This is a genomic window from Natronorubrum marinum (assembly GCF_052040125.1).
Classification (GTDB): domain Archaea; phylum Halobacteriota; class Halobacteria; order Halobacteriales; family Natrialbaceae; genus Natronorubrum.
Genome location: NZ_JBPPFV010000004.1, coordinates 164,049 through 190,290 on the forward strand (window position 1 = coordinate 164,049; position 26,242 = coordinate 190,290).

The window sequence follows — 26,242 nt, forward strand, 5'->3', positions numbered from 1 at the left end:
TCCGGCGGTCGTCACATCGTCGCCAGCGGTCGACGAGGGGGAACTCATCGTGAGTCCCCTGCTAGCAAACCGCTATCCGCCGAGGGAAACGGTTAACTCCTCCAGCGGAGAGCTATTGATTGTGCATGACTAGCAAGAGTAGTTCCAGCGGTAGTGAGATCCGCGTCGGCGTCGACGTTGGTGGGACGAACACCGACGTAATCCTCGTCACCGACGAGGACGAGTTCACATTCAAAACGCCGTCGACGGCGGATCCGTCGGAGTCGACGATCACCGGGACCGTGGAGGTGTGTCGTCATGCCGGTATCGATCCGGGCGCGGTCGACCAGATCCTCCACGGAACGACGGTAGCGACGAACGCCCTCATCGAACACGAAGGGGCGCGAACTGGACTCCTTACAACGGAGGGATTTCGGGACGTCCTCCACATCGGTCGCCACCGAAAGCCCCACAGCTTCTCCCTCCAGCAGACGATCCCCTGGCAGGAACACCCGATCGTCGAACGGCGACACCGAAAGGAGGTCACGGAGCGCGTCTACCCGCCCGGCGATGTCATTACGCCGTTAGACGAGGAGGAAGTGCTGGAACGCGCCGGTGAGCTCGTCGACGACGGTGTCGAGTCGATCGCGGTCTGTTATCTCCACTCCTACCTGAACCGCGATCATGAAGATCGGACGAAAGAACTCCTCCGAGAGGAGTTTCCCGACGTCAGCGTTTCGACCTCGAGCGACGTCGTCGCCCAGTTCCGGGAGTTCGAGCGGTTCACGACGACGGCGATCAACGCGCGGTTAGAACCCGTGCTGTCGACGTACCTCACCCGACTCAGCGACGGACTCGCCGACGAAGGGTTCGACGCGGAGGTGCTCATCATGCAGTCCAACGGCGGGATGGCGAGCGTCCGGAACGTGGCCGAACGGCCCGTCACGACGCTCGTCTCCGGACCGGCCGCCGGAGTGCTCTCGGCGGAGTTCGAGGGGAACCACGTCGACGAACCGAATCTAGTCATGCTGGACATGGGCGGCACCAGCGCCGACATCTCCGTGATTCCGGGGCGCGTGCTCGAGCGCGACCCCCGCGACAGCACCGTCGGCGGCTACCCCACGATCACCCCGATGCTCGACATCGAGACCATCGGCGCGGGCGGCGGCTCGATCGCCTGGTTCGACGACGCGATGGGCTTTAACGTCGGGCCGAAGAGCGCCGGCGCGGACCCCGGTCCGGCGTGTTACGCCCGCGGCAACGACCGGCCGACGACGACCGACGCACAGGTCGTCCTCGGACGGATCGATCCCGACAGCTTCCTCGGTGGCGAACTCGACCTCGAGCCGGAACGCTCGCGGGAGGCCCTGCAGACGAAGCTCTGCGATCGCACCGATCAGGCGCAGTTCGAGACGCCCGAAACGGCCGCGCTCGCGGCGCTCGAGGTCGCGAACACGAACATGTACCGAGCGATCCGCGAACAGACCGTCCAGCGTGGGTACGACCCGCGCGAGTACACGATGGTGGCCTTCGGCGGCGCCGGGCCGATGCACGGCGCGAGCATCGCCGAGAAGCTGGACGTGTCGACGGTCCTGGTTCCACCGTCGCCCGGGATCGCGTCCGCTCGCGGGCTCCTGACGGGGAACGTCAAGTACGACTACCAGCAGACGGTCAGCAGTCGGCTCGAGGAGGTCGACGGCGCGTTCATCGAGGAGGCGTTCGATCGGCTCGAGGCCCGCGGACGCGAGCAGTTAGAGCGAGACGAGATCGACGCCTCGAACTGGACGTTCAGGTCGTCGGTCGACTGCCTCTACGACGGGCAGGGATACGAACTGAACATCGACTTCGACGGGACGGACGGCGACTGGCACGCCAGACTCCGCGAGCAGTTCGAGGCCAGACACGAGGCTGAGTACGGCCATTACTTCGAGGACGACCCCGTTGAACTCCTCAACGTGCGCGTGACCGCGGTCGGTGAGGTACAGTCCTATGCACCCCCCGAAATCCCGGCGACGGGAGATCTCTCCGCGGCCCAGACGACGGAATCGACGGTCGTCTTCGGAACGGCCGACGACCCCGAGGAGATGACCGTGCCGCGGTACGACCGCGCGAAACTGGCGGCCGAACACGTGATCGGCGGGCCGGCCGTCATCGACGAGTTCGACAGCACGGTCGTCGTCAACCCCGGCTGGGAGGCGACCATCGGCGAGAACGGATCGATCAAACTGCGGACGGAGTGAGCACCAATGACTAACAACCCCACGAACACGAACCAGACGGACGCAACGGACGACGAGCGCGCGGAGACGACGGCGGCGGACGTCCTCCGCGAACGGAACATCGACCCGGTGACGATGCAGGTCATCGGCGGCGAACTCGACACGATCGCCCAGGAGATGGGCTACAAACTCATCCGCTCGTCGTACTCCTCGATCATCCGCGAGAGCGAGGACATGGGCGCGGGGATCTTCACCACCGACTGTCGCGAACTGTGCGAGAGCGACTCCACGCCGATGCACGTCGGCTCGCTCATCGGTTATCTCGACGGCATGTACAAGACGTTCGAGGAGCGCGGCGTCGATCGCGAGGACGTCATCAACGAGGGCGACGTCTTCATCCACAACCACCCTCACTACGGCGCGAGCCACTCGCCGGACATCGCCGTCGCGGTGCCGATCTTCTACGAGGGCGAACACATCGCTTGGGCGGCGAACACGGCTCACCACCTCGATATCGGTTCCGCGACGCCCGGGCTGGCGATCGACCTCGAGGACATGTACGCCGAGGGGAGCCTGTTCCGGGCGACGAAGGTGTACGAGGAGGGCGAGCGGGTCGACGGCATCTGGGACTTCATCGAGGACAACGTTCGAACCCCACGAGAGGTCATCGGCGACCTCCAGGCCCAGATCTCCTCGTGCAACGTCGGGAAGGATCGCTACCTCGACCTCGTCGAAAAGTACGGGCTCGAGGAGATCCAACACGCCGGCGAGGCGCTCATGGACTACGCCGAGGCGCTGTTGCGCAACGAGATCAGGACGATCCCCGACGGCACCTACTACGCCGAGGACTACCTCGACGACGACGGCCGCAACCGGGACGTCCCCCTGAAGATCGCCGCGGAGGTGACCGTCGACGGCAGCGACATCACCGTCGACATGAGCAAGTCCGCCGACCAGACGCCGACGGGGTACAACGTTCCGTTCCACGGCTCGACGGACGTCTGCATCTACTTCACGATTCGGTCGCTGCTGATGGACACGTTCGTTCGCGACGAGTACCTGCCACAGAACTCGGGGACGTTCGCGCCGGTCCACCCGAAGGCCCGACCGGGCTGTATGTTCAACCCGACGCCGCCGACGTCGGCGTTCGCCCGCATCAACCAGGTCGACAAGATGAGCGACCTCATCATCAAGGCGCTCGCGGACGCGATTCCCGAGCGGGTCTGTGCGGGCACCTGCGGACAGGTGTACTTCGTGAGCTACGGCGGGACGAACGACGCGGGCGAGTACTGGGTCTACCTCGAGGTGAACGAGGGCTCCTACGGCGGCCGACCCGGGGCTGACGGCCTCGACGCGGTCGACGCGCTCGTCCACAACACGAAGAACCGGCCCGTCGAGGACATCGAGCTCTCGCACCCGATGCGCCTCGAGCGCTACGGGCTCCGCGAGGATGGTCACGGCGCCGGTCGGACTCGAGGCGGCCACGGCATCGTCCGGGAGTCTCGCTTCCTGACGGACGCCGTGATGACGATGGAAGGCGACGGGAACAGCTACCGCCCGCACGGACTGTTCGGCGGCGGCGAAGGGACCCATGGCGACCTCCAGCACATCAAAGCTGATGGCGAAGTGCTCGACCTGCACTCGAAGGAGTCCGGCTACAAGTTCGAAGCCGATGACCGCGTGCTCATCAAGACGGCGAGCGGCGGCGGCTACGGCGATCCCCACGAGCGGCCGGCAGATACCGTCTACGAGGACTACCTCGACGGGTTGGTGTCGGCGACCGACGCCCGCGAGGAGTACGGCGTCGTCATCGAAGATGGGACACTCGATACGGCGGCGACGGCGGAACTGCGCGGCGAATAGTCGAAATCTCTTCTTCGGTTTTCACTCGCGAACGTCAGCACGGCGAACAGCAGAAGGGCGCATCGACCGGTCAGTCGGCGACGCGCTCGAGTGCCCGCGCTACACGGAGCGCTCGAGCGTCCTCGAACTGCGGGGCGACCGCCTGCGCGCTCACCGGCAGGCCGTCGACCGAGGTCACCGAGACCGTCACGGCTGGCGTCCCGGCGATGTTGAAGGGGGCGGTGTTGCCGAGGATCGGGAGCAGATCCGCTCGAGTCGTGACCGTCTCGACTGCCGGCGGCCGAACGCGAAGCGTCGGCGTGACGAGGGCATCGACGGCGTCGAACGCCGTCTCGAGTCGAGCGGAGAAGGCGAGGCCCTCCTCGCGAGCGGCGGCGTAGGAGGCCCCGCCGCTGGTCATGTCGAGGAACGCGGGTGGCAGGATACGCCTCGCAACGTGTTCGCCGAGTCCCGCCTCCCGGGCCGACTCGAACGCCTGACGGAGGGTTTCGTCGTAGCCGGTCCCCTGCCCTCTGGTGACGCCGTTGCCCGAGACGAGCCAGGAGAACTCCGCCGCGCCGATGTTCAGGTAGGCCGCTTCGGTGTCGCCGAGATCGAGTTCGACGGGCACCGTCTCGATCCCGAGCGTCGAGAGCCGATCGGTGATCGTCCGAACGGCGTCGGCGACCTCGTCCGATGCTCGCTCGAACGGCGTGTCGGGGATGCCGACGGTCAGCCCGTCGACGTCGTCGAGATCGTCGGACGTCTCGAACGCGAGCGAGCGGTCGGCCGAGGTCGGGTCGCGGGGGTCCCGTCCGGCCATCGCCGCGAGCGCGCTGGCGGCCGTCGAGACGTCCCGCGTCATCGGTCCGATCGTATCCAGCGAGGGAGCGAAGTCGACGAAGCCGTTCCGCGGCACGAGCCGGTGAGACGGCTTGACGCCGACGATGCCACAGCAGGCCGACGGAATGCGGATACTGCCGCCCGTGTCGGAGCCGAGTGCGACGTCGACGGTGCCGGCCGCGACGGCCGCCGCGCTGCCGCTCGAGGAGCCGCCGGCGACGATATCGGGGTCGAGCGGATTCGTGACGTGCCCGAAGTCGCTGAACTCGCCCGTGGGTCCCATCGCGAACGGCTCCATGTTGGCCTTACCGACGAGTCCGGCGCCGGCCTCGAGGAGGCGGTCGACCGACGGGGCGGTGAACGACGGGACCACCGAGTAGGCCGCGGAGCCGCAGGTCATCTCGAGGTCAGCGACGGCGATGTTGTCCTTGACCACGAGCGTTTTGCCGGCGAGCGGACCCGAATCAGTGCGGACTCGCGGCTCGTCGAAAACGGCCAGCAGCGCGTTCTCCTCGTCCTCGGAGCGGCGGCCGACGCCCTCAGTGGTCCGTACGGCGGCCGTCGCGCGCTCCTCGCCGGCGTCCGCCGTCTCGAGGATCTCCTCGAGGATTGAATCCGGGAGGTCGAACCCGAGGCGGTCCGCCTGGGTTCGCATCTCGGCGAGACCGGATTCGCTCATCGTCGCTCACCCTCCACTCGGACCGCTCCCTCGATACGACGCCATCGTTTACCGCACAGGTACTCGTTCACGATTCGAGGCAGTCGATCGTTCTCGCTTCGAGTCCGTCGGCCGTGCTGTCCGTGACACTGGAAACCCAGGCTCATGAGTTCGACTCTCCCCCGTCGGTCTTAGTCGTATCGACGTCAGCCACATCGGTCGTGTCGGTCGGGTTAGCCGTCCGTTCCCGCCGTTCCGACTAAAACGTTATATACCACATCGGTGTCCTACTACGTGAGATGATATCATGACTCGAGCCGGTATCGATATCGGCGGGACGTTCACCGACCTCATCGTCTTCGACGAGGAGACCGGCACGATCGAGATTACGAAGACGCCGTCGACGCCGGAGAACTCCGCGAAGGGAGTGATCAACGGGCTGACGAAGGCGGAGACGGAGATCGCCGACCTGGACTTCTTCTCGCACGGCTCGACCGTCGGGACCAACGCGCTGATCGAGCGAGAACTGCCGCGAACGGGACTGATAACGACGGCGGGCTTTCGCGACGTCCACGAAATCCGTGACGCGACCAAGGAGGACGTCTGGGACGCCTACACCGACGTCGCAGAGCCCTACGTGACTCGCCGGGATCGACTCGAGGTGACGGAGCGAATCGATTACAACGGTGAGGTCGTGGCGCCGCTCGACGAGGACGACGTTCGCGAGGCCGTCCGAATCTTCGAGAAACGGGGCATCGAAACCATCGCGATCTCGCTGGTCAACGCCTACGTCAACGGCGATCACGAGCGTCGAGTCAAGGAAATCGTCGAGGCGGAACACCCCGACGCGTTCGTCTGTTGCTCCCACGAGATCCTCCCCGAGATGTTCGAGCACGAGCGGACGAGCACGACCATCGTCAACGCGGCGCTGGTGCCCGTCGTCAGGGAGTACCTGACCGATCTCGCACGCCAACTCGGCGACCGCGGCTACGACAACGACGTGCTCGCGATGCACTCCGGCGGAGGCGTGATGACCACCGACGCGATCGCCTACTACGCGGCCCGGATCGCCAACTCCGGCCCGACGGCGGGAGCGATCGCGGGACAGTACATCGCCGAACAGTGCGGGTTCGATAACGCCATCGGCTTCGACATGGGCGGCACCAGCGTCGACGTCTCGCTCACCTACGGCGGCGACATCGAGATGACCGACGAGTGGGCCGTCGAGTACGGCTATCCGATCATGTTCCCCTCGACGGACATCAAGACGATCGGTGCGGGCGGCGGCTCGATCGCCTGGATCGACGAGGGCGGCTCGCTGCGCGTCGGGCCGCGCAGCCAAGGTGCAGACCCCGGCCCCGCCTGCTACATGCGCGGCGGCGACAAGCCGACGATCACCGACGCGAACGTGTTGCTGGGCTGGGTCGACCCCGACAAGTTCCTCGGCGGAGACATGGACGCGACCGCCGGCCCGTCTCGAGACGTCATCGAACGCGAGATCGCGGACCCGCTCGATCTCGGCGTCACCGAGGCGGCCTCCGCGATCGAGCAGATCGCCATCGCGAACATGTGCAACGCCGTCAGGCTCGTCTCGACGAGCAAGGGGTACGATCCCCGCGACTTCGCGATCGTCGCCTTCGGCGGCGCCGGGCCGATGCACGCCGCCCACGTGGCCAAGGAAATGAACATTCCGAACGTGATCGTTCCGCCGTACCCCGGAATCAACTCCGCGCTGGGATGTCTGCTCGTCGACGTCGAACACGACCTCTCGAAGACGTTCGTCGCGAACGCGACCGAGGAGATCGTCGACGACCTCGAGGAGACGCTTAGAGAGGTCGAGGCGGAGATTCTCGACCGCCTGCGCGCCGAAGAGATCGCGGACGACCAGATCCGGCTCGAGCACGAGGTGAAGATGCGGTACGCGGGCCAGTGGCGGTCGCTGGCCGTGCCGTGTTCGTTACCGATCGAGAGCGTCGAGGCAATCCGCGAGCGGTTCCACGAGGAACACGAGCGCGTCTACGCCTACTCGGATCGCGACGCGACCGTCGAGATCTACGGCATCCGCGTCACGGGACGCGGCGTCGTCGAGAAGCCGTCGTTCCCGGAGATCGATTCGGGGGGTCTCGAGGACGCCCACCTCGGCACGCGAGAAGTGTACTTCGAGTCGGCTGGCGAGTTCGTCGAGACCGACCTCTACCAACGCAAGCGACTGGGCGCGGGCGAGACGGTTAGCGGCCCCGCGATCGTCGAACAGATGGACTCCACTGTGGTTGTCCCGCCGGAGGCCACCGCAGAAGTCGAAGCGACGGGGAACCTGATCATCGAGATATAACTATGTCACAATCCAACGCACACACCGATATCGACCTCGACCCGGTCACATTCGAGGTCCTGCGGAGTTCGTTTACGAACCTCGTCGACCGAATGGCCGAACAGATTCAGCGAACGTGTTACTCCTTCGTCATCTACAACCGCGACTTCAGTAACTGCCTGAACGACGCGGAGGGAAACACCGTAATGCAGGGTTCACAGGACATCGCCGTCCACGTCGGAACCCTCCACTACACCTGCAAGGAAACGCTCGAGTACTTCGAGGGGGACATCAATCCCGGCGACGTCTACATCGTCAACGATCCCTACCTCGGCGCGACGCACATCAACGACGTCCGCATCATGCGGCCGGTGTTCTACGACGACGAACTCATCGCCGTCACGCAGTCGAACGGCCATTGGGCAGACGTCGGCGGGCCGTCGCCGGGTTCGTTCAACATCGAGGCGAGCAGCTACTTCGCGGAGGGACTTCGCATCCCGCCGCTGAAGATCTGGGACCGCGGCGAGTTCCAAGAGGACGTCGCCAACCTGCTGGTGTCGAACATGCGCCTCTCCGAGGATCGCCTGGGCGACATGCGCGCACAGACCGAGGCGACCAGGATCGCCGAGGAGCGCCTGCTCGAACTCGTCGATAAGTACGGGATCGACACCGTGAAGACCGCGTTCGACGAGTCGAAGAACTACGTCGAGCGGATCATGCGCGAACGGATCCGGGAGCTTCCGAACGGCACGTGGCGAACCCAGGACTACATCGACGGCGACCCCACCGAGGAGGAGGGGTTCGTCACGATCGACGTCGAGATGACGATCGACGACGACGAGGTCCACTACGACCTCTCTGGGTCGGACGAGTACATCGGCAACTTCCTCAACTCCACGTACGGGACGTCGTTCTCCGCGGTGATCGCCGGGACGAAGATGTTCTTCCCCGACGTGCCGCTCAACTCGGGGATGTACCGGGTCGTCGACGCGACGCTCCCCGAAGGGACCGTGGTCAACGCGCCGGAGCCCGTCCCCGTCACCGGCTCCGTCGCTGGGGCCTACGAGAAGGTGATGAACGCCATCTTCGAGATGTGGTCGGAGGTGCTCCCCGAACGGGCGATGGCCTGCGCGTTCAACCTCGAGTACCTGCTCTCGGGCGGCACCGACCGTCGCCCCGACCGCGACGGCGAGGAGTTCATGTGGTACGACTGGATGGCCGGCGGCTGGGGCGGCCGCGACGGGATGGACGGCGCGAACGCGACCGCTCCGGTCTTCGGTGCGGGACTGGCCGTCCAGTCGCTCGAGGGCCAAGAGCGGGACACGCCGCTGCTGACGAGCGAGCACTCGATCGTCACGGACTCCGCCGGCCCCGGCGAGTTCCGGGGCGGCTGCGGCGTCCGGAAGGGCGGCCGCCTGCTCGAGAGCGAGAACAGCGTGATCTCCTACTGCTCCGATCGGTCCCGCTCGATCACGTGGGGACTCAACGGCGGCCTCCCGGGAATCCCACACGGCGTGTCGCTCACCCGGGACGGCGAGACCGAGGATATGGGGACCGTCTTCTCCAACCGGCCGATCGAGGAGGGCGACGCGTTCGTTCGGCCGTCCTCCGGCGGCGGCGGCTTCGGCGATCCGCTCGAGCGCGACCCCGAGGCGGTCCGCGAGGACGTCATCGACGACTACGTCTCGATCGAACGAGCGGAGACGGACTACGGCGTCGTGATCGACGCCGTCGATCCTGATCTGTGCGAGTACGAGATCGATCTCGAGGCGACGGAGCAGGCGCGTGATCACATTCGGGAGAACCGGGAGTCTTGGCTCGAGGAAGATCCCGAATCGGTCGCCGAACGCTACCGCGAAGGCGAACTCGACCAGCGCGATCTCGTCCGCCAATACGGCGTCATCCTCGAGTGGGAGACGGAGGAGTTGCTCGAGCGCACGACCGAGCAGTTCCGCGAGATGCTCGGTCGACGAGCCGCCGCGGAGTGGCAGTAGAGGTCGCCTATAGCCGGCAGCGGCCTGACAAAACGCTTTTGACGATACTCCGTGTGTACTCCACTGCTATCGACCAATCGCCGTCGCCGACGCCACCGAGCGGTGGGTTCAGTCGGCCAGCGGCGGGATCGTCGAGGCGAGTGACAGATGAGCAAGATAACCATCCAGCAGCTATCGACCGACGCGGAACGACGCGAGGCGTTCCCGATTCTCAACGAACTGCGGACGCACTTGGACGAGGCGCTGTTCGAAGAACAGTACGAGCAGATGTACGAGGAGGGGTACCGACTGTTCGGTCTCTACGAGGACGACGAGATGGTCGCCGTCGCGGGAGCCAAAACCGCGACCAACTTCTACCTCGGCAAGCACGCCTACGTCTACGACCTGGTGACGACCGAGTCCCGGCGCTCGGAGGGGTTCGGCGAACAGCTCCTCTCGTTCGTCCACGACTGGGCGGCGACGGAGGGCTGCGTGGCGGTCGAACTCGAGTCGGGCCACTGGCGCGACGACGCACACCGGTTCTACACCGACGCGCTCGGCTACGAGAAGTACTGCTACTCGTTCAAGTACGATCTCACGAGCGATCACGAGTGAGCGTGGACGATTGGACGGGAAATCCTCGGTCGTGAACCGTCGAACGGACGACTGCCAGGGAGCTGTGACCGACGGAGAGCCGCGACTCGAGGAGCGACATCGAGCGACGTCTCGGGAAACCTGTATGTGTACAGTTAACAAAGGTCTTTAGGACGCTCCGCGAACCCTCTATTGATGACCCGAGGACCACCCATAGCGGAACTCCACTTCGATGACGCACCGCACGTCGACACGTCGATTCCGGGCCCGCGCTCACAGCAGTTACTCGAGCGACAGGCCGAGATCGACAGCAGCGCCGTCGCGTATCCCAAATCCGTCCCCCTGGCGTTCGCCGAAGGTCGGGGCGCGACGATCAAGGACGCAGACGGGAACGTGTTTCTCGACTTCTTCGCCGGCATCGGCGTGCTGAACGTCGGCCACTCGAATCCGTACGTGCTCGAGGCAGTCAACGAGCAGACGAACGAACTCGTCCACACGATCGACTTCCCGACGGAAGCCCGACTGGACTTCATCGACGCGATCGGCGAGATCGCGCCGCCGGGATTGCGGGGGAACAGCAGGATGGTGTTCGGCGGCCCCTCGGGCAGTGACGCCATCGAGGGCTCGATCAAGTTGGCGAAACACAACACCGGCCGCCACGGATTGCTCGCGTTCGAGGGCTCCTACCACGGCGGGTCGGCCGGGGCGTTGAGCCTCACCGGCGGCCGGGCGTACAAGGCCGGTTACGAGCCAATGTTGCCCGACACGGTTCACGTTCCGTACCCCGACCCCTATCGCGAACGCCTCCCGAACGACGGCGCGACGGCGCTCTGTCCGCAGGACGACTGCTGCGGGCAGGTGTCCTGTGCGCGGTCGCTCGAGGCCGTCAAAGAGAAGTTCGAGGGCGCCTACAGCGGCCACGAGCCGCCGGCGGCGATCTGGGTCGAACCGATTCAGGGCGAGGGCGGCGTCGTCGTCCCGCCCGCGGGATTCCTGCAGGGACTGCGCGACATCGCGGACGACAACGACGCGCTGTTAATCTTCGACGAGATCCAGTCCGGCTTCGGCCGCACCGGCGAGTGGTGGGGCGGCGAGCACGCCGGCGTGACCCCCGACGCGATGACGATGGCGAAAGGAATCGGTGGCGCCGGCCTTCCGCTGGGCGCGATGTTGTACCACGAGAAGTTCGACACGTGGGGGCCTGGCGGCCACCTCGGAACGTTCCGCGGGAACCTCCCGGCCATGCGCGGCGGGATCGCCGCGATCGAATACATTCAAGAGCACGACCTGCTCGACCACGCGACCCAGCTCGGGGAGTACATCCGGGACCGAATCCGAGCGGTCGATAGCCCCCTGATCGGCGAGGTGCGCGGGCGCGGGCTGTTCATCGGCGTCGAATTGATCGACGAGAACGGGAACCAGAACGCGGAGATGGTCAAGGCGGTCCAGACCAGCTGTTACGAGCAGGGCGTCCTTGTCTGGAAGGCCGGCCGACAAAACGGCGTGCTCCGACTCCTGCCGCCCCTTGTCATGACGAACGAACAGGCCGAGATCGGGCTCGATATCATCACCGACGCGCTCGAGTCCTATACCGAGAATAGCCGCTAACCCAGACGCCGCCGGTTTCGTCCGCAGGGATCAGTCGGTGCCGTCGACGGCGTCTCGAACCATCTCTTCGGACATGTTCGCGACCGCCCGTGTACTCGTCTTCAGCTCCCGCATCACGAACTTCGAGGACGTCTCGTCGACGCCGTCGATCGAGACGATTTCGTCGACGAGGTCGTTCATCTGCTCTCGGTTTTGCACCCGTGAGTGGACGACGAAATCGACGTCTCCCATCGTGTAGTACACTTGAAAGACGCCATCGATCGCGGTGAGCGACTGGCCGATATCCTCGGCGTAGTCGCTCTCGTGTGCGACCGACACCTCCGTGATCACCACCATGTTGAGCCCGAGCGCGAGCGGGTCCACGTCCGCCGACACGGCGGTGATGACGTCGGCGTCTTTGAGCTTGTTCAGCCGGTAGTGTACCGCCGATTTCGACAGTTCGAGCTCCTCCGCTAGCTCCGCGAGATTTACGTCGGCGTCGCGTTCGACCCGCTCGAGGATCGCAACGTCCGTCTCGTCCACGGCGGGGCGTTCGTTCGTGTCCATAGTAGTCAGTTCGTCGCCAGCGGGTTCCGTGCGACTCGCATTCGATCGCGCTCGAGAGCCAAGTTGCCGACACAATCGGCGTCAATCGGCGCTCGAGTGATCCGACGGGCTATCGATCCATCGCGGCGTCGGACACCTCGAGCGCGACATCGAGACCGGCGACGGCCTCGTCGACGTCGTCCTCGGTGATCGGGAGCGGCGGCGCGATGATGAGCGTGTTGATCATGTTGCCGACGTAGACGCCCTCGTCCCACGCCGCGGCGCTGACCTCATCGACGACGGTCGATCCCATCGAGATCTTGTCGGAGCGGTGGCCGAAGGGCACGCGCTCGTCGGGATCTTTCGTTAGTTCGATCCCGCGGAAGAGACCGACACCCCGCGTCTCGCCGACGCTCGGGTGGTCTTCAGCGAGTTCCTCGAGTCGCCCCTCGAGATAGTCGCCGACCTGCCGGGCGTGTGGAATCAGTTCCTGGTCCTGGTAGCTCGTGACGGCCGCGAGTCCGGCGGCACAGGCGAGGGGGTGGCCCGCGTAGGTGTGGCCGTGGCAGAACATCTCGTTCTCGAAGTGGTCGGCGATCTCGTCGGTGACGATCGTCGCGCCCAGCGGCGCGTACGCCCCACTAAGTCCCTTCGCCATCGACATGATGTCGGGCGTCACGTCGAAGACGTCGCTGCCGAACCACTCGCCGGTGCGGCCGAAGCCGCTCATCACCTCGTCGCAAATCAAGAGCGCGCCGTGGTCGTGAGCGATCTCTTTGAGTCGCGGGAGATACTCCTCCGGCGGAACGAGAATGCCGTTCGAGCCGACGACCGGTTCGACGAGCACCGCCGCGACGGTGTCGCCCTCGAGCATGAGCATTTCGTCGATATACTCGAGGCTCTCCATCGGCTCGAGGGTGGAGCCGTAGGCGTAGGGATCGGGAGCTTTGATGGCTCCGGGGACGCCGGGTTCGGCCATGAGTCGTCGTGGGTCGCCGGTGACGCTAATCGAACCCGCGGTCGCGCCGTGATACGAGCGGTAGCGCGAGATGATCTTCTGCTTTCCCGTGTACATGCGAGCGATCTTGATCGCGGCTTCGACGGCTTCGGTGCCGCTGGTCGAGAAGAACGTCTTCGAGAGGTTCCCCGGCGTCACCTCCGCGAGCTTCTCGCCGAGTCGCGCCCGCGGTTCGGTCGTAAAGCCCGGCGCGAAGTACGCGCCCTCGTGGGCCTGTTCGGCGATTGCGTCAGCGACTCCGTCGGCGGAGTGTCCGAGGTTCGAACACATGAGCTGACCCGAGAGATCGATGTACTCCTCGCCGTCGGCGGTGGAGAACCGAACGCCCTCACCGCCGACGACCTCCGTCGGGGAAACCTCGCTCTGGAAGGACCAGGTGCCGAACACGTACTCCTTGTCGAGTCGTTCGATCTCGGTTGCGTCCTCCGGGAGCACGTCCTCCGTTGTCTGCGTATCTGACATTGTTACCTCATCCATCGTCGTCGCGCGTGATTAATCTTTATCAAAGTTCCAGTTGAGCAGACCATTTTCCAACTATTCAACGTGATATAGAACGCTGTTCATTGGTTATCGGTGATGATTGAACAATGTGGATAGAATACGAAGAGTTATTTTGGTGGTCGTGGTACGCCTCCGCATGGTCGAGTTAGCATCACTCTCGGAGACGGGGGACGTACAGAACTACGTCGGCGGAACGTGGAAACGCGCGGACAGCGACGACGGACAGGAGGTCATCAACCCGGCGACCGGCGAGAAGCTCGCGTTCGTCCCGTTCAGCTCCGAATCGGACGTTGACGACGCCGTCGCGACCGGGCTCGAGGCGTTCGACGAGTGGTCGACGACGCCCGTCGAAGCCCGCATCCAGCCGCTGTTCGAACTGAAGCAACTGCTCGAGGAGCACCAGGACGAACTGGCCGAACTGCTCGTCCAAGAACACGGAAAGACGCTGCCGGAGGCACGCGGCGAACTTCGCCGCGGCATCGAGAACGTCGAAGTCGCCTGCGGCATCCCCTCGATGATGCAGAGCGGAACGCTGCTGAACGCCGCGCCCGACATCGACGAGAGCGCCGTTCGCAAGCCGCTGGGCGTCTTCGCCGCGATCACGCCCTTCAACTTCCCCGGCATGATCCCGCTGTGGTTCCTGCCGTACGCCGTCGCGACCGGCAACAGCTTCATCCTCAAGCCGAGCGAACGCGATCCGTTGGTCGCCCAGCGCATGTTCGAGCTCATCGACGAGGCGGGCTTTCCGGATGGCGTCGTCCAACTCGTCAACGGTAGCGTCGACACCGTCAACGCGCTGCTCGAGCACGAGGATATCGCCGGCATCTCCTTCGTCGGGAGCACCCCGGTCGCGAAACACGTCTACGAAACCGCGGCGGCCCACGGCAAGCGGGTCCAGGCCCAGGGCGGGGCGAAGAATCACATCATCGTCACGGAGACGGCCGACCTCGAGTTCGCCGCCGAAAAGACGGTCGCGTCGGCGTGTGCGTGTGCCGGCGAGCGGTGTCTCGCCAACGACGTCGTCGTCGTCGAGGAGTCAGTCTACGACGAGTTCACCGACCTCGTCCTCGAGGAGGCCGAGTCTCAGGTGGTGGGGTACGGGCTCGACGACGGCGTCGACATCGGCGCGCTCATCACGCCCGAACACGAACAACACGTACGCAACTTCATCGAGACCGGCATCAGCGAGGGTGCCGAACTGCTCCTCGACGGCCGCGACATCACTGTCGAGGGCTACGAGGACGGCAACTTCCTGGCCCCGAGCGTCTTCGGCGGACTGGAGACGGATATGGTGATCACTCGTGAGGAGATCTTCGGACCGGTGTTCGGACTGATGTCGGTAAGCGATATCGACGAGGCGATCGACGTCCTCAACCAGAGTCAGTTCGGGAACGCGGCGAGTCTCTTTACCGGCAGCGGGCTCGACGCCCGCAAGTTCCGCCACCGCGCCGACGTGGGGAACCTGGGTGTCAACGTCGGCACCTCCGCGCCGATGGCCTTCTTCCACTTCGGAGGCCAACGCGACTCGTTCTTCGGCGACCTCCACGCCCAGGGCGAGGACATGATCCACTTCTACACGGACAAGAACGTCTACATCGAACGCTGGCCGGACAACTGATCCGCGCTGGAAGCAAGCATCGGTTTCGACGGAACACCGACCGACGTTCGGTCGCGAGCCATTCTTTGCGGCGCATTTTTCGGGCGTCTCCACCGTCACAGCGACAGGGCTCGGTTGGGAGCATTGGACCGAAAAAAGCGGCGGAAAACGGGATCGAACGGCGATTCGGGCTCGAGCCCGGGTTGCTCACTCGGCTTTAAACTCGGCGAACACGTCGATCACTTCCTTCGTGTTCGATCCGAGCGAGTAAAGCGAGGGCTCGGTACAGCCGGCCTCACAGTAGTCGCCGACCTTCTGGACGCAGTCTTCGGGTGTTCCGGCCGCGACGACGTTGGTGACGACTTCGTCGGGGACCAGTCGACTGGCGCGCTCGATGTCGTCGGCGCTGGCGGGCCAGCCGCCGAGTTCCTCGCCGATCTGCTCGCCGACCTCGGGATCGATTCCCGACGCCTTCGTGATGTGTGGTTGCTGGCCGATGTACTGCGTCACGAGTCCGCGGGCGTTGTCGATGGCGACGTCGGCGTCCTCGTCCATCGAGACGGCGATGAGTTGTGGCCGATCGACGTCCTCGATCTCCCCGCCCTGTTTCTCGACGCCCTCGGTGAGCTTCTCCATCGCCATCTCGTTGTGCTCCGGCGGGATCAGGTAGTTCATGTAGACGCCGTCGACGACGCCCTTCCCGACCAGTTCGCCGGACATCTTGTTCATTGTCAGCCCGGTCGCGCCGATGTAGATCGGCACCGATCGCGGATCGGCGTTCGCCCGCACCAGGTCGAGTTCGATGTCCTCGACCTGGATGTACTGGCCGTCGTAGGTGACGTTCTCCAGATCGAGAAGCTTGCTGAGGACGGTGCAGTACTCCCACATGTACCGGAGAGCGTTCTGCCGGTCGATCCCGACCTTGCTCGCGAGCGGATCCCACCACGCGCCGATGCCGAGCATCGCCCGACCGTTCGACAGTTCGTGCAGCGTCGAAAACGTCTGGGCCATCAGCGCGACGTTTCGCGTATAGCAGTTGGTGACGCCCGGCCCGAACTTGATCGAATCGGTCACCTGCGTGTACGCGCCCATGATCGTCATGGCGTCCCGAACCAGCCGGGACTCGCCCTGCCAAACCGAGTCGAATCCTTTCGATTCGGCGTACTTCGCGTACTCGATCTCGTCGGCGACGTTCTCGCTTTCCCAGTTCCAGATGCCGAGTCGATCGAACGTCGGGTCGCTCATTGTGCACCTCCGGCGAGTTCGACAGCAGCGGAAGCGGTCGTCGACGCCGCGCTGTAACAGTCGTCCCAGCTGGTGTACTCCGACTCGTTGTGGCTCTTCCCGTTCTCGCTCACCGCGAACACCATTCCCGTATCACAGACGCTGTGCATGTGCGTCGCGTCGTGACCGGCGCCGCTGAAAATCCGCATGCTGTCGTACTCGAGGTCGTCGGCCGCGGTCTGGACCGCGTCCACGCACGCGTCGGCGAACTCGACCGCCGGCGCGCGCATTCGATCCTCGTACTCCCACTCGACGCCCTCCCGCTCGGCGGCCCACTCGGCCTCCTCGAGCACGCGCCGGCGGGCCTCCTCGATCACGTCGTCGGACGGGTCCCGGAAGCCCCAGGTGAAGGTGACCTCGTCGGGAATGATGTTGATCGAGTTCGGTTTCGCGTCGATGTAGCCGGTCGTCCCGACCGTGCGCTCGCCCAGCGTGCTCGGAATGCGGCGGATTTGGCTGATCACGTCGGCCGCGGCGACGAGCGCGTCCTGTCGGTAGTGCATCGGCGTCGGGCCGGAGTGGTCGGCCTCGCCGTGGAACGTGATCGCCCCCCAGGTGAAACCGACGATTCCGGTGACGACGCCGACGTCTTTCTCGTTTTCCTCGAGGTAGGGTCCCTGCTCGACGTGAAGTTCGAGGTACGCCTCGTACTCCTCCGGCGGCTCGCAGGGTTCCTCGCCCTTGTATCCGATGCGCTCGAGTTCGTCTTCGAACACGTTCCCGTCGACGTCGGTCTTGGCGTATTCGTCCTCGAGCGAGTGTGCCCCCGCCCAGACGCCGCTGCCTTGCATCGCCGGCTGGAAGCGCGAGCCCTCCTCGTTGGTCCAGTTGACGATCTCGATCGGATGCTCGGTCTCGATCTCCTCGTCGTTGAGGGTCCGAATCAGTTCCAGCGCGGCGACGACGCCGAGCGCGCCGTCGTAGATCCCACCGTAGGGCTGGGAGTCGAGGTGGGAGCCGACCATCACGGGCTTCGCGTCGGGATCGGTCCCCGCCCGGCGTCCGAACATGTTTCCGAACTCGTCGATGCGGACGGTGATGTCCTCCGCTGCCAACTGATCGGCGAACCAATCGCGGATTCGCTTGTCCTCGTCCGAAAGTGCCAGACGGTGCAGCCCACCGTCGTCCGTGCCACCGATTTCGGCCTGCTCTTTCATCGTCGAAACAAATCGCTCTCGCTGTAGCGCAACCGGCATACAGCTATGTCTCGGGAATCGTAGATAAGCCTTTGCGTATAAGCACCACGGTTAATCGGCTCACACGGCGGAGTTCACACTAGAGCGCGCCGAAGCGATCAAAACGACGACGAGATCGCAAACCGTTCTCACACGCGACCGTGCCGGCGTTACGAGAAAAAGTTGAAACTCACGAGAAGGTGATATCGAGCTCGAGTTCGTTGGCCGTTCCGAGGAGGATCAGCGGGATCTCTTCGGTGAACCAGTCGCCGTTCATACGGTAGGTCGGCCCCGAGACGCTGATCGCGCCGAGGACCGCACCCGACTGTTCCAGCACCGGCACGCCGACCGCACTCAACCCCTTCGTGCTCTCCTCGTTGTTGAACACGTAGTTTCGGTCCCGGGCGGTCTGGAGCTCCTCGCGAAGCTCGTCGCGGTCCGTGATCGTGTGCTCGGTGAACCGCTCGAGTTCGATCTCCTCGATCAGCGAGTCGGCGTACGAGACGGGAAGTGCACTGAGAATCGCCTTTCCGGCCGCGGTGGCGTGTAGGGGGACGCTCTCGCCGATGTTCGAATCGGTTTCCACGCCGTGTTCGCTCGTTTCGCGGTGGACGTACACTCCCTTCCCGTGCTCTTCGATGATGAACTGGGCGCGTTCGTCGGTTCGTTCGGCCAGCCGGCTCACTTTCTCGTGGGCGAGCTTGTACGCCTGTTTCCGCCATCGGGCGTGTTCACCGAGTCGGAGAAACTGGAGGCTGAGGTGGTACTCGTTGCCCTCCTTGACGACGTAGCCGTGCTGGTACATTGTCGAGAGATGGCCGTGAACGGTGCTCTTTGGCATCTCGAGCAACTCGGCCACCTCGGTCACGCGCGCACCGTCGAGTTCGTCGAGGACGTCGATGATCTCGAACAGTCTATCGACCGACTTGACAGACGACAGCTGCGTCTCACCTGCATCCATGTTGAATGCTAGTACGGCCCAACACTAAATGACCGTTTCGCAGTCTCCATGTTATTACATAGTACTCCTAAAGGATATTCCAGCCCGTCATCGACAGTTTCGAGACACCCCCGCGAAATCTTTTTTACTTCGTCGGTGGATATCGGCGTATCCGATTCGGGCAAGCGGGCTGCCATCGACCGCGACCGAACGGATTCCCTCATTCCATGCCACCAGATACACCGGCGGTATACGACCGTGCAGGACTGGACGCGCTCGTCGGCTACGGCGACTCACCCGCGCTGCTCATCGTGGATCTCCAACGCGGCTTCACCGACCCTTCGTGTGTCCTCGGCGGGGACCTCTCGAGCGTCGTCGAACGCACCAACCAACTCCTCGACGCCGCTCACGAGTCCGACTGTCCCGTCGTCGCGACGCGAATCGTTACCTCCCACCCCGAGGGGGCCGATCTCGGGATCTGGGGCGCGAAGATTCCGACGCTCGAGGTGCTGGCCGCGGGCTCCGAGTGGGTCGACCTCGACGAGCGACTCGAGCTCCGAGAAATCGACCACGTGCTGGAGAAACGGCAGGCGAGTTCGTTTCACGAAACCGAACTCCACTCGATGCTGACCGCGTGGGGGATCGATACGCTCGTCGTCGCCGGCTGTACGACCAGCGGCTGCGTCCGCGCGACGGCCGTCGACGGCTGTTCGCACGGGTTCCGCGTGATCGTCCCCGAGGAGAGCGTCGGCGACCGCGCACCGGAGCCCCACGAGGCCAATCTCTTCGACATTCACGCGAAGTACGGGGACGTTAGGCCGGTCGACGAGGTGGTCGACTACCTTCGCGACCCTAGTGCATCGCGTCCCCGCCGTCGGGACTGAGCGTCTGGCCGGTGTAATAACTGCTCTCGTCGGAGGCGAGAAAGACCACCGTCGGCGTGATGTCTTCGACCTCGCCGAGCCGACCCATCGGAAGCGAGGCCTCCTTCGCCTCGCGCCACTCCTCGCTGATATCGTCCAGAAGCTCGGTCTGGACCGGCCCCGGCGCAACGGCGTTGACCCGGACCGTCGGCGACACCTCTCGGGCGAGCGCTCGCGTCATACTGATCACGCCGCCTTTCGCGGCCGAGTAGTGGACCAACTCCTCGCCGCCGACGATGCCGAGCTGCGACGCGACGTTAATAATCGAGCCGCCGCCCGACTCGAGCATCCCCGGGAGGGCAAAGCGGATCGGGAGGAAGGTTCCGCGAAGGTCGACCGCAATCGTCTCGTCCCACATGTCGACCGGCATCTCCTCGAGGCGCGACTGGGTCAGGATTCCCGCGTTGTTGACGAGCACGTCGATCGTCCCGAACGCGGATTCGACCGCCTCGATCATCGACTCGACGTCGTCGGCGTCGCTCACGTCGGCTTCGAACGCGCGCGCCGTCCCCCCGTTCGATTCGATCGTCTCGACGACTTCGTCGGCGTGCGCAGAGCCCTCCTGTGGCGGATAGTTGACGCCGACCGTCGCGCCTTCCGCCGCCAACTCCGTGGCGATGCCGCGTCCGATACCCTTACTCGCTCCCGTCACTAGCGCTGTCGTTCCGTTCAGTCGGCCCATACACAATTATCCCGCAGCGACGGCATAACTGTTCACGTCGCCACGAGAGGAGGGTCACGGGACTGGGACGAAGACCCTGGATTATTAAGCGGGCCCCATTGCGCGACAAATTGCTGTTCGACCCGCCACGGCTTTCGATCGGTCCTCTACAGTTAAGTCGTCGGTCGCTGTCTGTACACGATATGGTAGAGTCTACCATCCGGGTCGTCAACGCACGTGTCGTGACACCATCCGGAACGATTCCAGGCGGAATGGCTGCCGCAGACGGAAAGATCACCGCGATCGGATCGGAAGATTCCCTTCCCGAGGCCGAGCAAACGATCGACGCCGAGGGGAACTACCTCATTCCGGGGTTCATTTGCCCGCACAACCACATGGGTATCTCGAGGTACGAAAACGACTATCACACCCAGTACGAACACGATATGGAGACAGAGACCAAAGCGTGTCTCGCTGGCGGCGTGACGTCGTTCTTTACGTTCCTCCTGCAGGAGGAGCCGTACGTCCCCGACATGGACTTTTTCGTCGAGACCGGCGAGCAGCAGTCCTACATCGACTTCGGGTTCCACGCGATCGTCCATCAGGACCACCACATCGACGAGATCGACGACCTCGCCGAAGAGGGGATTCGATCGTTCAAACTGTTCTTCAACATGTACAAGACGTCCGCGCCCGAGCTCGGGATCGGCCACTCCGACGCCGGCCGCGTCTACACCGTCCTGAAGAAGACGGCCGAGATGGAGAACGCGGTCGTGATGTTCCACGCGGAAAACGACGACCTCGGCCCGGTGAAAGTCGAAGAGATGCAGGAAGCGGGCCGGGACGATCTCAGCGCGTGGGCCGACGCCTCGCCGGGCATCAGCCAGGCGATGCAGATCGAACAGATCGGGATGCTCACCGAGCACACCGGCGCGACGTCGTACGTCGTTCACAACAGCATGGAGGAGACCCTCGACGCCCTCTCTCGGTACCAGGACCGCGGTGTCAACCTCTACGGAGAAACTCTGCCGAGTTTCCTCGCCAACCACTGCGAGGACGAGGACGTCGGGCTCTGGGGGAAGATATCGCCGCCGATCGGCTACAAGGAGGACCAGGAAGCGCTCTGGAAGGCGCTTCGCAACGGCACGTTCCAGAACGTCGGCACCGATCACTGTCCGTACCAACTCGAGTTCAAGGGGCCGCGGGACGGGAGCGTCTGGGACTCGCCGCCGGGCGATCAGGGGCTGCAGACGTTCCTCCCGCTCATGCTCAGCGAGGGCGTGAACAAGAACCGTATCTCGATGGAGCGGATGGTCGAGGTCTGCTCGACCAACAACGCGAAACGATTCGGGATCTACCCGCGCAAAGGCGCGCTCGTCGAGGGGGCGGACGCCGACGCGGTGATCGTCGACCTGACGAAATCGTTCACCGTCGACGAGGACTACCTCTACGGACTGGACAACCGCTGGTGTTCGGCGTTCGGCCGCGAACTCACCGGTGCGCCGACGCACACGATCAAGGGCGGCGAGCTCGTCGTCGAGCACAACGACGTGCTCGTCGAAGGCGGAGACGGGCGGTACCTCCCGCGCTACGAGGACGGCGTTCCGCTGGCCGAATGAGTCCCTGCCGGTCGTCGAGAGCCATCTCAGCCGGGACGCAGTCGGCTACCACGACTTCCGCCTCGACCACAGTCGCGTAGCCGGTGTATCGACGAAATGGCACTGTTTCGGCAAGTGCAAAGAGTGAGGCGTACGGTTTCGTGGATCGCTATACCAAAAATCGACCGGCTCAGTGGACGTCGCGACCGGATCGATGTGAGTCGCGTGGACCGAAAGCGGACACGGCGTCAGTTGATGGAGCTCGGTATTCGACTCCGCCATGCTAGACTCTCGGTTTCAAATACTGTTCGAATATTAGAGAGCTCTGGTTCCGATCGCAGTCGTAAGGCGGTCTACGATTAGATTCACGAGTGCGATTTCAGCCGGCAGTTGACGACGAACCGAATCACGACCCGCTTGCCGAGACGGTGATTGAACTCGACGATCACCGCTATTGGCCGTACACTGCTGTCGATCCAGAAGCGAACAGTGTCCCACATATACGGCTGTATTCGACGGCTACGACCGCATTGACAGAACGGTTTTGACACGAACTTACCGAAAAACACGACCTCGACGATGCCGTGTTTCTCGTCGATGGAGCAACACTGCTCCAGACTGCACTCCGCCGACCTGGGCTCCAATTTCGATACGAAAAACACCGAATCGGAACGCTGCTAAACGTATCTTTTGTAAGATACGATGTCGTACCTCTTTGTACTCAAACTGTTTCAGTCACGCAAACTCATCACCGGCCGGACCGTGGCTCCAAACTTTTGCCGTCCGGCATTCCGCTACGAACCAAACACGACCGTGGAACGAGGGCGAGGATCTCTCAATCTGTGGACCAAAATGGTATGTTAGTGTTCGAATGATAGTGGAGTATGTCCGCATCCCACGAGGAGCGTCCTCACATCGTGATCGTCGGCGCCGGCGTCGCCGGCTGTCATGCCGCCAGGAACCTCGCCGCCGACCACGACGTCACCGTCGTCGATCGGAACGGTATCGCAGCCGAGGCGACCGGGCTCTCTGCGGGAATTATCGCACCGACGCTGTTCTACAGCGACGCGCCGGCCGTGGCTCGATACGCGAACGCTTTTTTCCGTGAGTTCGACGGTTCTCACGGGTTTTCCTTCACGAAACGCGATCGGATCGACGTGATGACCGAGGCGGAGGAAGCCGAGGCACAGGACCTCGCTTCCCGCCTGTCGGACCAGGGGTTTCCGGTAGCGTATCACGGCTCGAGTGCAATCGAGGAGCGCTACCCTCAGTTCGATCTCGAGGCGTTTGCAGGTGCAGTGGTGTACGAAGACACCGGCTGGGTCGATCCCTACACGTACGCGACTGCATTGCAGGCCGAGGCGCGCGAGCGCGGCGCGACGTTCACTCTCGACGCAGACGTGACGGACCTTCTGGTCGACAACGGTGACGTCGTCGGCGTCGAAACGGAATCCGGATCTATCGAGGCGGACGCCGTCGTGGTCGCGGCCGGGTGGCGGACGAACGGGTTACTTCCCGAAGGGGTTGCCGTGCCGATCCGCCCGTATCGGACGCAGGTCCTCGTTCTCGAGCCGGAAGAACCGCTCTCGCCGAAGTTTCCGCTCGGTCGCGTGGGATGTGAGCACCTCTATTTCCGCCCGGAACACAACGGTGACTTACTGATCGGCGGCGGCCACTATCCGATAGACGATCCGGGGGCGTTCACGACGGACGTGGACGAGTCGTTCCAGCTCGAGATTGCGTCGTTCGTACCCGGGTTCGTCGACGGGTTCGACGACGCCGGCTTCGTCAACGGCTGGGCGGGGATCGACGCCGCTTCGCCGGACACGCGTCCGATTATCGACGCACCACGGGACGCGCCTGCGGGCCTGATCGTTGCGACCGGATTCAACGGGCTCGGCATCATGGGGTCACCGGTCATCGGGCCGACCGTCCGCGAGCGGCTTACGGGAGAGTCGCCGCCGTTCCCGTCCGACTTGTTCGCGGCGGATCGTTTCAACGGGGTTTCCGAGTCGTTCGAATACGTCTCGACTTCGGACGTGTAGCGACGGAGTCGCGCCTCGTTTCGACGCTGGCGGTAGGCGTCCTGTATCATCGACCGGTTCCCGCTGAACCACTCTCGTTCTAACGGACTAACTCGGTGCCGTATAGCGATTTATCGGATCCCGACAAGCGAAACGAGCCCTTTTGGACCGTCATATGATTTATGGCGTCCGAGCAAGAGATACGTACTCATGGCTGTAACTACCATACGTGGCCCACAGACCACTCGTCGAACGACGCCTTCCGTCCTCGCCTCGGTGGTTCGCGCATGAGCGACGGTAAAACGATCGCCTTCTTCCCCGAAGCGGCGTACGGTCCTGCGCTGAATTCGGTCGGCATCGCACAGGAGTGTCGCGAGCTCGGTCACGAACCCGTCTTCCTCACCGACCCGCCGATGGCGGAGGTGTTCGAAGACTACGGGTTCGAGACTCACGAGGTCAACTTGGCGGATCCGTCCCTGACGGCCGAAGAAAAGTCGACGTACTGGGACGATTTTATCAACAAACACATTCCGAACTTCGATAAGGATCCCTACGACCAGCTCGATAACTACATCACCGAGTGCTGGGACGCCATCGTCGAGACCACGACGTGGGCCCAGCAGGACCTGCCGGACGTGTTAGACGAAGTCGACCCGGATCTGATCTGCGTCGACAACGTCATTCTGTTTCCGGCCGTCAAACAGTACGGCGTTCCCTGGGTCAGGATCGTCTCCTGTTCGGAAAACGAGATTCCGGATGCCAACATTCCGCCGTACCTGTCAGGCTGTCGCGCGGGCGACGTGGAGAGTCACCACGAGTTCGAACGGCGATACAACGAACTGATCGAACCGGTGCACGACGAGTTCAACGACTTCCTCGAAGAGCACGGTGAAGATCCGTATCCGCGGGGGCTGTTCTTCGAGCCCTCGCCGTATTTGAACCTCATCAAGTATCCCGAACGGCTGCGCTGGGACCGCTGGAACGAGCTCGATCCGGATCGGTTCCAGTACCTCAACGGCTGCATCCGATCGGAAGACGAGACCTACGAAGTGCCACCGATCGGCGACGAGGACGACCCGCTCGTCTACCTGAGCTACGGCAGTCTCGGCGCGGGCGATACGGACCTGATGCAGCGCCTGATCGACTTTTTCGGCACCCAGCCCTACCGCTTCCTCGTAAACGTCGGCGAGTACATCGACGAGTACGACGAGACGCAGCTCCCCGACAACGTCAAAATCGATAGCTGGTTCCCCCAGCAGTCGGTCATTTCGCAGGCCGACCTCGTCATCCATCACGGCGGCAACAACACGTTCAACGAGTGTCTCTACTACGGCAAACCGGCGATCATCATGCCGTACGTCTGGGACGGCCAGGACAACGCGACGCGACTCGACGAGACGAACCACGGCATCAAACTCCACCGCTCGGAGTGGACTCCCGACGAGTTCGCCGACGCGCTCGAGTCCTGTCTGACCGACGGGGAAATACTGGCGAACGTCGCGGAGACGTCGAACGATATGCAGGAACACAGCGGAACGAAAAAGGCAGCACGACTACTCGACGGCGTGCTCGAGGAGCACGCCAATGTCTGACGACGAACCCGATACCGACGAATCACCCGCCGTGAGCGTGCTCAAGAACCCGACGGCGGTCGACGTCGACGAACTCGAGGACTGGGGACCCGTCCCGGACATGATCGAGGGCGAGTCCCATACAGCGGGGACGGTCATCTACAAGGGACCCGACGGTGAATCCGAAAGCGGCATCTGGACCTGTACGCCCGGCTACTGGGAGTGTGCGGTCGAGCGAGACGAGTTCTGCCACTTCCTCGAAGGCACCGCGACGTACACGCACGAGGACGGCACCGTGACCGAAATCGAGCCGGGGACGATCGCGACGTTCCCGGCCGGCTGGACCGGCACCTGCCGCGTCCACGAAACCGTGCGCAAAGTGTACATGTGTCGATAGC

The 26,242-nt window shown here is 63.9% G+C and carries 19 protein-coding genes and 1 pseudogene; 13 read left to right on the plus strand and 7 right to left on the minus strand.

Annotated features, from left to right (window positions below; translation table 11 throughout):
- The first annotated feature begins 125 nt into the window (after positions 1–125).
- A complete protein-coding gene (locus ACSFC5_RS20760) occupies positions 126–2,219 on the plus strand; it encodes a hydantoinase/oxoprolinase family protein (RefSeq protein WP_440767123.1) in 2,094 nt (697 codons plus the stop codon).
- Between the two features lie 6 nt (positions 2,220–2,225).
- Complete coding sequence (locus tag ACSFC5_RS20765) at positions 2,226–4,061, plus strand: hydantoinase B/oxoprolinase family protein (protein WP_440767124.1); 1,836 nt, start codon at positions 2,226–2,228, stop codon at positions 4,059–4,061.
- Positions 4,062–4,131: 70 nt separating this feature from the next.
- Here ACSFC5_RS20765 and ACSFC5_RS20770 read toward each other — a convergent pair whose 3' ends face one another.
- Positions 4,132–5,562, minus strand: a complete 1,431-nt coding sequence (locus ACSFC5_RS20770; RefSeq protein WP_440767125.1) for an amidase — start codon at positions 5,560–5,562, stop codon at positions 4,132–4,134.
- A 286-nt stretch (positions 5,563–5,848) separates the two neighbouring features.
- On the opposite strand from ACSFC5_RS20770, the gene ACSFC5_RS20775 reads away from it, so the two are divergent.
- From ACSFC5_RS20775 to ACSFC5_RS20790, 4 genes are all read left to right on the plus strand, one after another.
- Positions 5,849–7,873, plus strand: coding sequence for a hydantoinase/oxoprolinase family protein (locus ACSFC5_RS20775; RefSeq protein ID WP_440767126.1), 2,025 nt, complete (start codon positions 5,849–5,851; stop codon positions 7,871–7,873).
- Between the two features lie 2 nt (positions 7,874–7,875).
- Positions 7,876–9,846, plus strand: coding sequence for a hydantoinase B/oxoprolinase family protein (locus tag ACSFC5_RS20780; protein WP_440767127.1), 1,971 nt, complete (start codon positions 7,876–7,878; stop codon positions 9,844–9,846).
- 147 nt (positions 9,847–9,993) lie between these two features.
- Positions 9,994–10,440 carry a GNAT family N-acetyltransferase gene (locus ACSFC5_RS20785; protein ID WP_440767128.1) on the plus strand — a complete coding sequence of 149 codons (447 nt, stop codon included), beginning with the start codon at positions 9,994–9,996 and terminating at the stop codon, positions 10,438–10,440.
- A 174-nt stretch (positions 10,441–10,614) separates the two neighbouring features.
- The gene (locus ACSFC5_RS20790) at positions 10,615–12,027 is read left to right on the plus strand and encodes an aspartate aminotransferase family protein (protein WP_440767129.1); all 1,413 of its coding nucleotides are present in this window, start codon (positions 10,615–10,617) and stop codon (positions 12,025–12,027) included.
- A 30-nt stretch (positions 12,028–12,057) separates the two neighbouring features.
- On the opposite strand, the gene ACSFC5_RS20795 is transcribed toward ACSFC5_RS20790, so the two are convergent.
- Positions 12,058–12,573: an Lrp/AsnC family transcriptional regulator gene (locus ACSFC5_RS20795; protein WP_440767130.1), complete on the minus strand. Its 516-nt coding sequence runs from the start codon at positions 12,571–12,573 to the stop codon at positions 12,058–12,060.
- Between the two features lie 109 nt (positions 12,574–12,682).
- On the minus strand, positions 12,683–14,032 hold the full coding sequence (locus ACSFC5_RS20800) for an aminotransferase family protein (protein ID WP_440767131.1): 1,350 nt from the start codon (positions 14,030–14,032) through the stop codon (positions 12,683–12,685).
- Between the two features lie 175 nt (positions 14,033–14,207).
- Between ACSFC5_RS20800 and ACSFC5_RS20805 the strand changes: the two genes are divergently transcribed.
- Positions 14,208–15,689 carry a CoA-acylating methylmalonate-semialdehyde dehydrogenase gene (locus ACSFC5_RS20805; protein ID WP_440767132.1) on the plus strand — a complete coding sequence of 494 codons (1,482 nt, stop codon included), beginning with the start codon at positions 14,208–14,210 and terminating at the stop codon, positions 15,687–15,689.
- 186 nt (positions 15,690–15,875) lie between these two features.
- Here ACSFC5_RS20805 and ACSFC5_RS20810 read toward each other — a convergent pair whose 3' ends face one another.
- The 3 genes from ACSFC5_RS20810 to ACSFC5_RS20820 all read right to left on the minus strand — a co-directional run bounded on the left by ACSFC5_RS20810 (position 15,876) and on the right by ACSFC5_RS20820 (position 19,088).
- A complete protein-coding gene (locus tag ACSFC5_RS20810; protein ID WP_440767133.1) occupies positions 15,876–16,913 on the minus strand; it encodes an LLM class flavin-dependent oxidoreductase in 1,038 nt (345 codons plus the stop codon).
- Complete coding sequence (locus ACSFC5_RS20815; protein ID WP_440767134.1) at positions 16,910–18,148, minus strand: Zn-dependent hydrolase; 1,239 nt, start codon at positions 18,146–18,148, stop codon at positions 16,910–16,912. The genes ACSFC5_RS20810 and ACSFC5_RS20815 overlap by 4 nt, the downstream gene beginning before the upstream one ends.
- A gap of 169 nt (positions 18,149–18,317) precedes the next feature.
- The gene (locus ACSFC5_RS20820; protein WP_440767135.1) at positions 18,318–19,088 is read right to left on the minus strand and encodes an IclR family transcriptional regulator; all 771 of its coding nucleotides are present in this window, start codon (positions 19,086–19,088) and stop codon (positions 18,318–18,320) included.
- A gap of 206 nt (positions 19,089–19,294) precedes the next feature.
- Between ACSFC5_RS20820 and ACSFC5_RS20825 the strand changes: the two genes are divergently transcribed.
- Complete coding sequence (locus ACSFC5_RS20825) at positions 19,295–19,951, plus strand: isochorismatase family protein (protein WP_440767136.1); 657 nt, start codon at positions 19,295–19,297, stop codon at positions 19,949–19,951.
- Here the strand turns inward: ACSFC5_RS20825 and ACSFC5_RS20830 are convergent.
- Positions 19,920–20,672, minus strand: a complete 753-nt coding sequence (locus ACSFC5_RS20830) for an SDR family NAD(P)-dependent oxidoreductase (RefSeq protein WP_440767137.1) — start codon at positions 20,670–20,672, stop codon at positions 19,920–19,922. The two genes, ACSFC5_RS20825 and ACSFC5_RS20830, sit on opposite strands and share 32 nt — an antisense overlap.
- Before the next feature lie 182 nt (positions 20,673–20,854).
- On the opposite strand from ACSFC5_RS20830, the gene ACSFC5_RS20835 reads away from it, so the two are divergent.
- The 5 genes and pseudogenes from ACSFC5_RS20835 (at position 20,855) to ACSFC5_RS20855 (ending at position 26,241) form a co-directional block, all read left to right on the plus strand.
- The gene (locus tag ACSFC5_RS20835) at positions 20,855–22,270 is read left to right on the plus strand and encodes a dihydroorotase (RefSeq protein WP_440767138.1); all 1,416 of its coding nucleotides are present in this window, start codon (positions 20,855–20,857) and stop codon (positions 22,268–22,270) included.
- A 150-nt stretch (positions 22,271–22,420) separates the two neighbouring features.
- Positions 22,421–23,051 (plus strand): annotated as a pseudogene (locus ACSFC5_RS20840) (transposase domain-containing protein); the annotation flags it as partial.
- Positions 23,052–23,133: 82 nt separating this feature from the next.
- On the plus strand, positions 23,134–24,294 hold the full coding sequence (locus ACSFC5_RS20845; RefSeq protein ID WP_440767139.1) for an NAD(P)/FAD-dependent oxidoreductase: 1,161 nt from the start codon (positions 23,134–23,136) through the stop codon (positions 24,292–24,294).
- A gap of 266 nt (positions 24,295–24,560) precedes the next feature.
- Positions 24,561–25,865 carry a glycosyltransferase gene (locus ACSFC5_RS20850; protein WP_440767140.1) on the plus strand — a complete coding sequence of 435 codons (1,305 nt, stop codon included), beginning with the start codon at positions 24,561–24,563 and terminating at the stop codon, positions 25,863–25,865.
- Positions 25,858–26,241: a cupin domain-containing protein gene (locus tag ACSFC5_RS20855; RefSeq protein ID WP_440767141.1), complete on the plus strand. Its 384-nt coding sequence runs from the start codon at positions 25,858–25,860 to the stop codon at positions 26,239–26,241. The genes ACSFC5_RS20850 and ACSFC5_RS20855 overlap by 8 nt, the downstream gene beginning before the upstream one ends.
- Position 26,242 lies beyond the last annotated feature (1 nt).

Coding starts and splice junctions, on each gene's coding strand:
- ACSFC5_RS20760 (WP_440767123.1), top strand. CDS start 126: ATGACTAGCAAGAGTAGTTCCAGCGGTAGTGAGATCCGCGTCGGCGTC.
- ACSFC5_RS20765 (WP_440767124.1), top strand. CDS start 2,226: ATGACTAACAACCCCACGAACACGAACCAGACGGACGCAACGGACGAC.
- ACSFC5_RS20770 (WP_440767125.1), bottom strand. CDS start 5,562: ATGAGCGAATCCGGTCTCGCCGAGATGCGAACCCAGGCGGACCGCCTC.
- ACSFC5_RS20775 (WP_440767126.1), top strand. CDS start 5,849: ATGACTCGAGCCGGTATCGATATCGGCGGGACGTTCACCGACCTCATC.
- ACSFC5_RS20780 (WP_440767127.1), top strand. CDS start 7,876: ATGTCACAATCCAACGCACACACCGATATCGACCTCGACCCGGTCACA.
- ACSFC5_RS20785 (WP_440767128.1), top strand. CDS start 9,994: ATGAGCAAGATAACCATCCAGCAGCTATCGACCGACGCGGAACGACGC.
- ACSFC5_RS20790 (WP_440767129.1), top strand. CDS start 10,615: ATGACCCGAGGACCACCCATAGCGGAACTCCACTTCGATGACGCACCG.
- ACSFC5_RS20795 (WP_440767130.1), bottom strand. CDS start 12,573: ATGGACACGAACGAACGCCCCGCCGTGGACGAGACGGACGTTGCGATC.
- ACSFC5_RS20800 (WP_440767131.1), bottom strand. CDS start 14,032: ATGTCAGATACGCAGACAACGGAGGACGTGCTCCCGGAGGACGCAACC.
- ACSFC5_RS20805 (WP_440767132.1), top strand. CDS start 14,208: ATGGTCGAGTTAGCATCACTCTCGGAGACGGGGGACGTACAGAACTAC.
- ACSFC5_RS20810 (WP_440767133.1), bottom strand. CDS start 16,913: ATGAGCGACCCGACGTTCGATCGACTCGGCATCTGGAACTGGGAAAGC.
- ACSFC5_RS20815 (WP_440767134.1), bottom strand. CDS start 18,148: ATGCCGGTTGCGCTACAGCGAGAGCGATTTGTTTCGACGATGAAAGAG.
- ACSFC5_RS20820 (WP_440767135.1), bottom strand. CDS start 19,088: ATGGATGCAGGTGAGACGCAGCTGTCGTCTGTCAAGTCGGTCGATAGA.
- ACSFC5_RS20825 (WP_440767136.1), top strand. CDS start 19,295: ATGCCACCAGATACACCGGCGGTATACGACCGTGCAGGACTGGACGCG.
- ACSFC5_RS20830 (WP_440767137.1), bottom strand. CDS start 20,672: ATGGGCCGACTGAACGGAACGACAGCGCTAGTGACGGGAGCGAGTAAG.
- ACSFC5_RS20835 (WP_440767138.1), top strand. CDS start 20,855: ATGGTAGAGTCTACCATCCGGGTCGTCAACGCACGTGTCGTGACACCA.
- ACSFC5_RS20845 (WP_440767139.1), top strand. CDS start 23,134: ATGTCCGCATCCCACGAGGAGCGTCCTCACATCGTGATCGTCGGCGCC.
- ACSFC5_RS20850 (WP_440767140.1), top strand. CDS start 24,561: ATGAGCGACGGTAAAACGATCGCCTTCTTCCCCGAAGCGGCGTACGGT.
- ACSFC5_RS20855 (WP_440767141.1), top strand. CDS start 25,858: ATGTCTGACGACGAACCCGATACCGACGAATCACCCGCCGTGAGCGTG.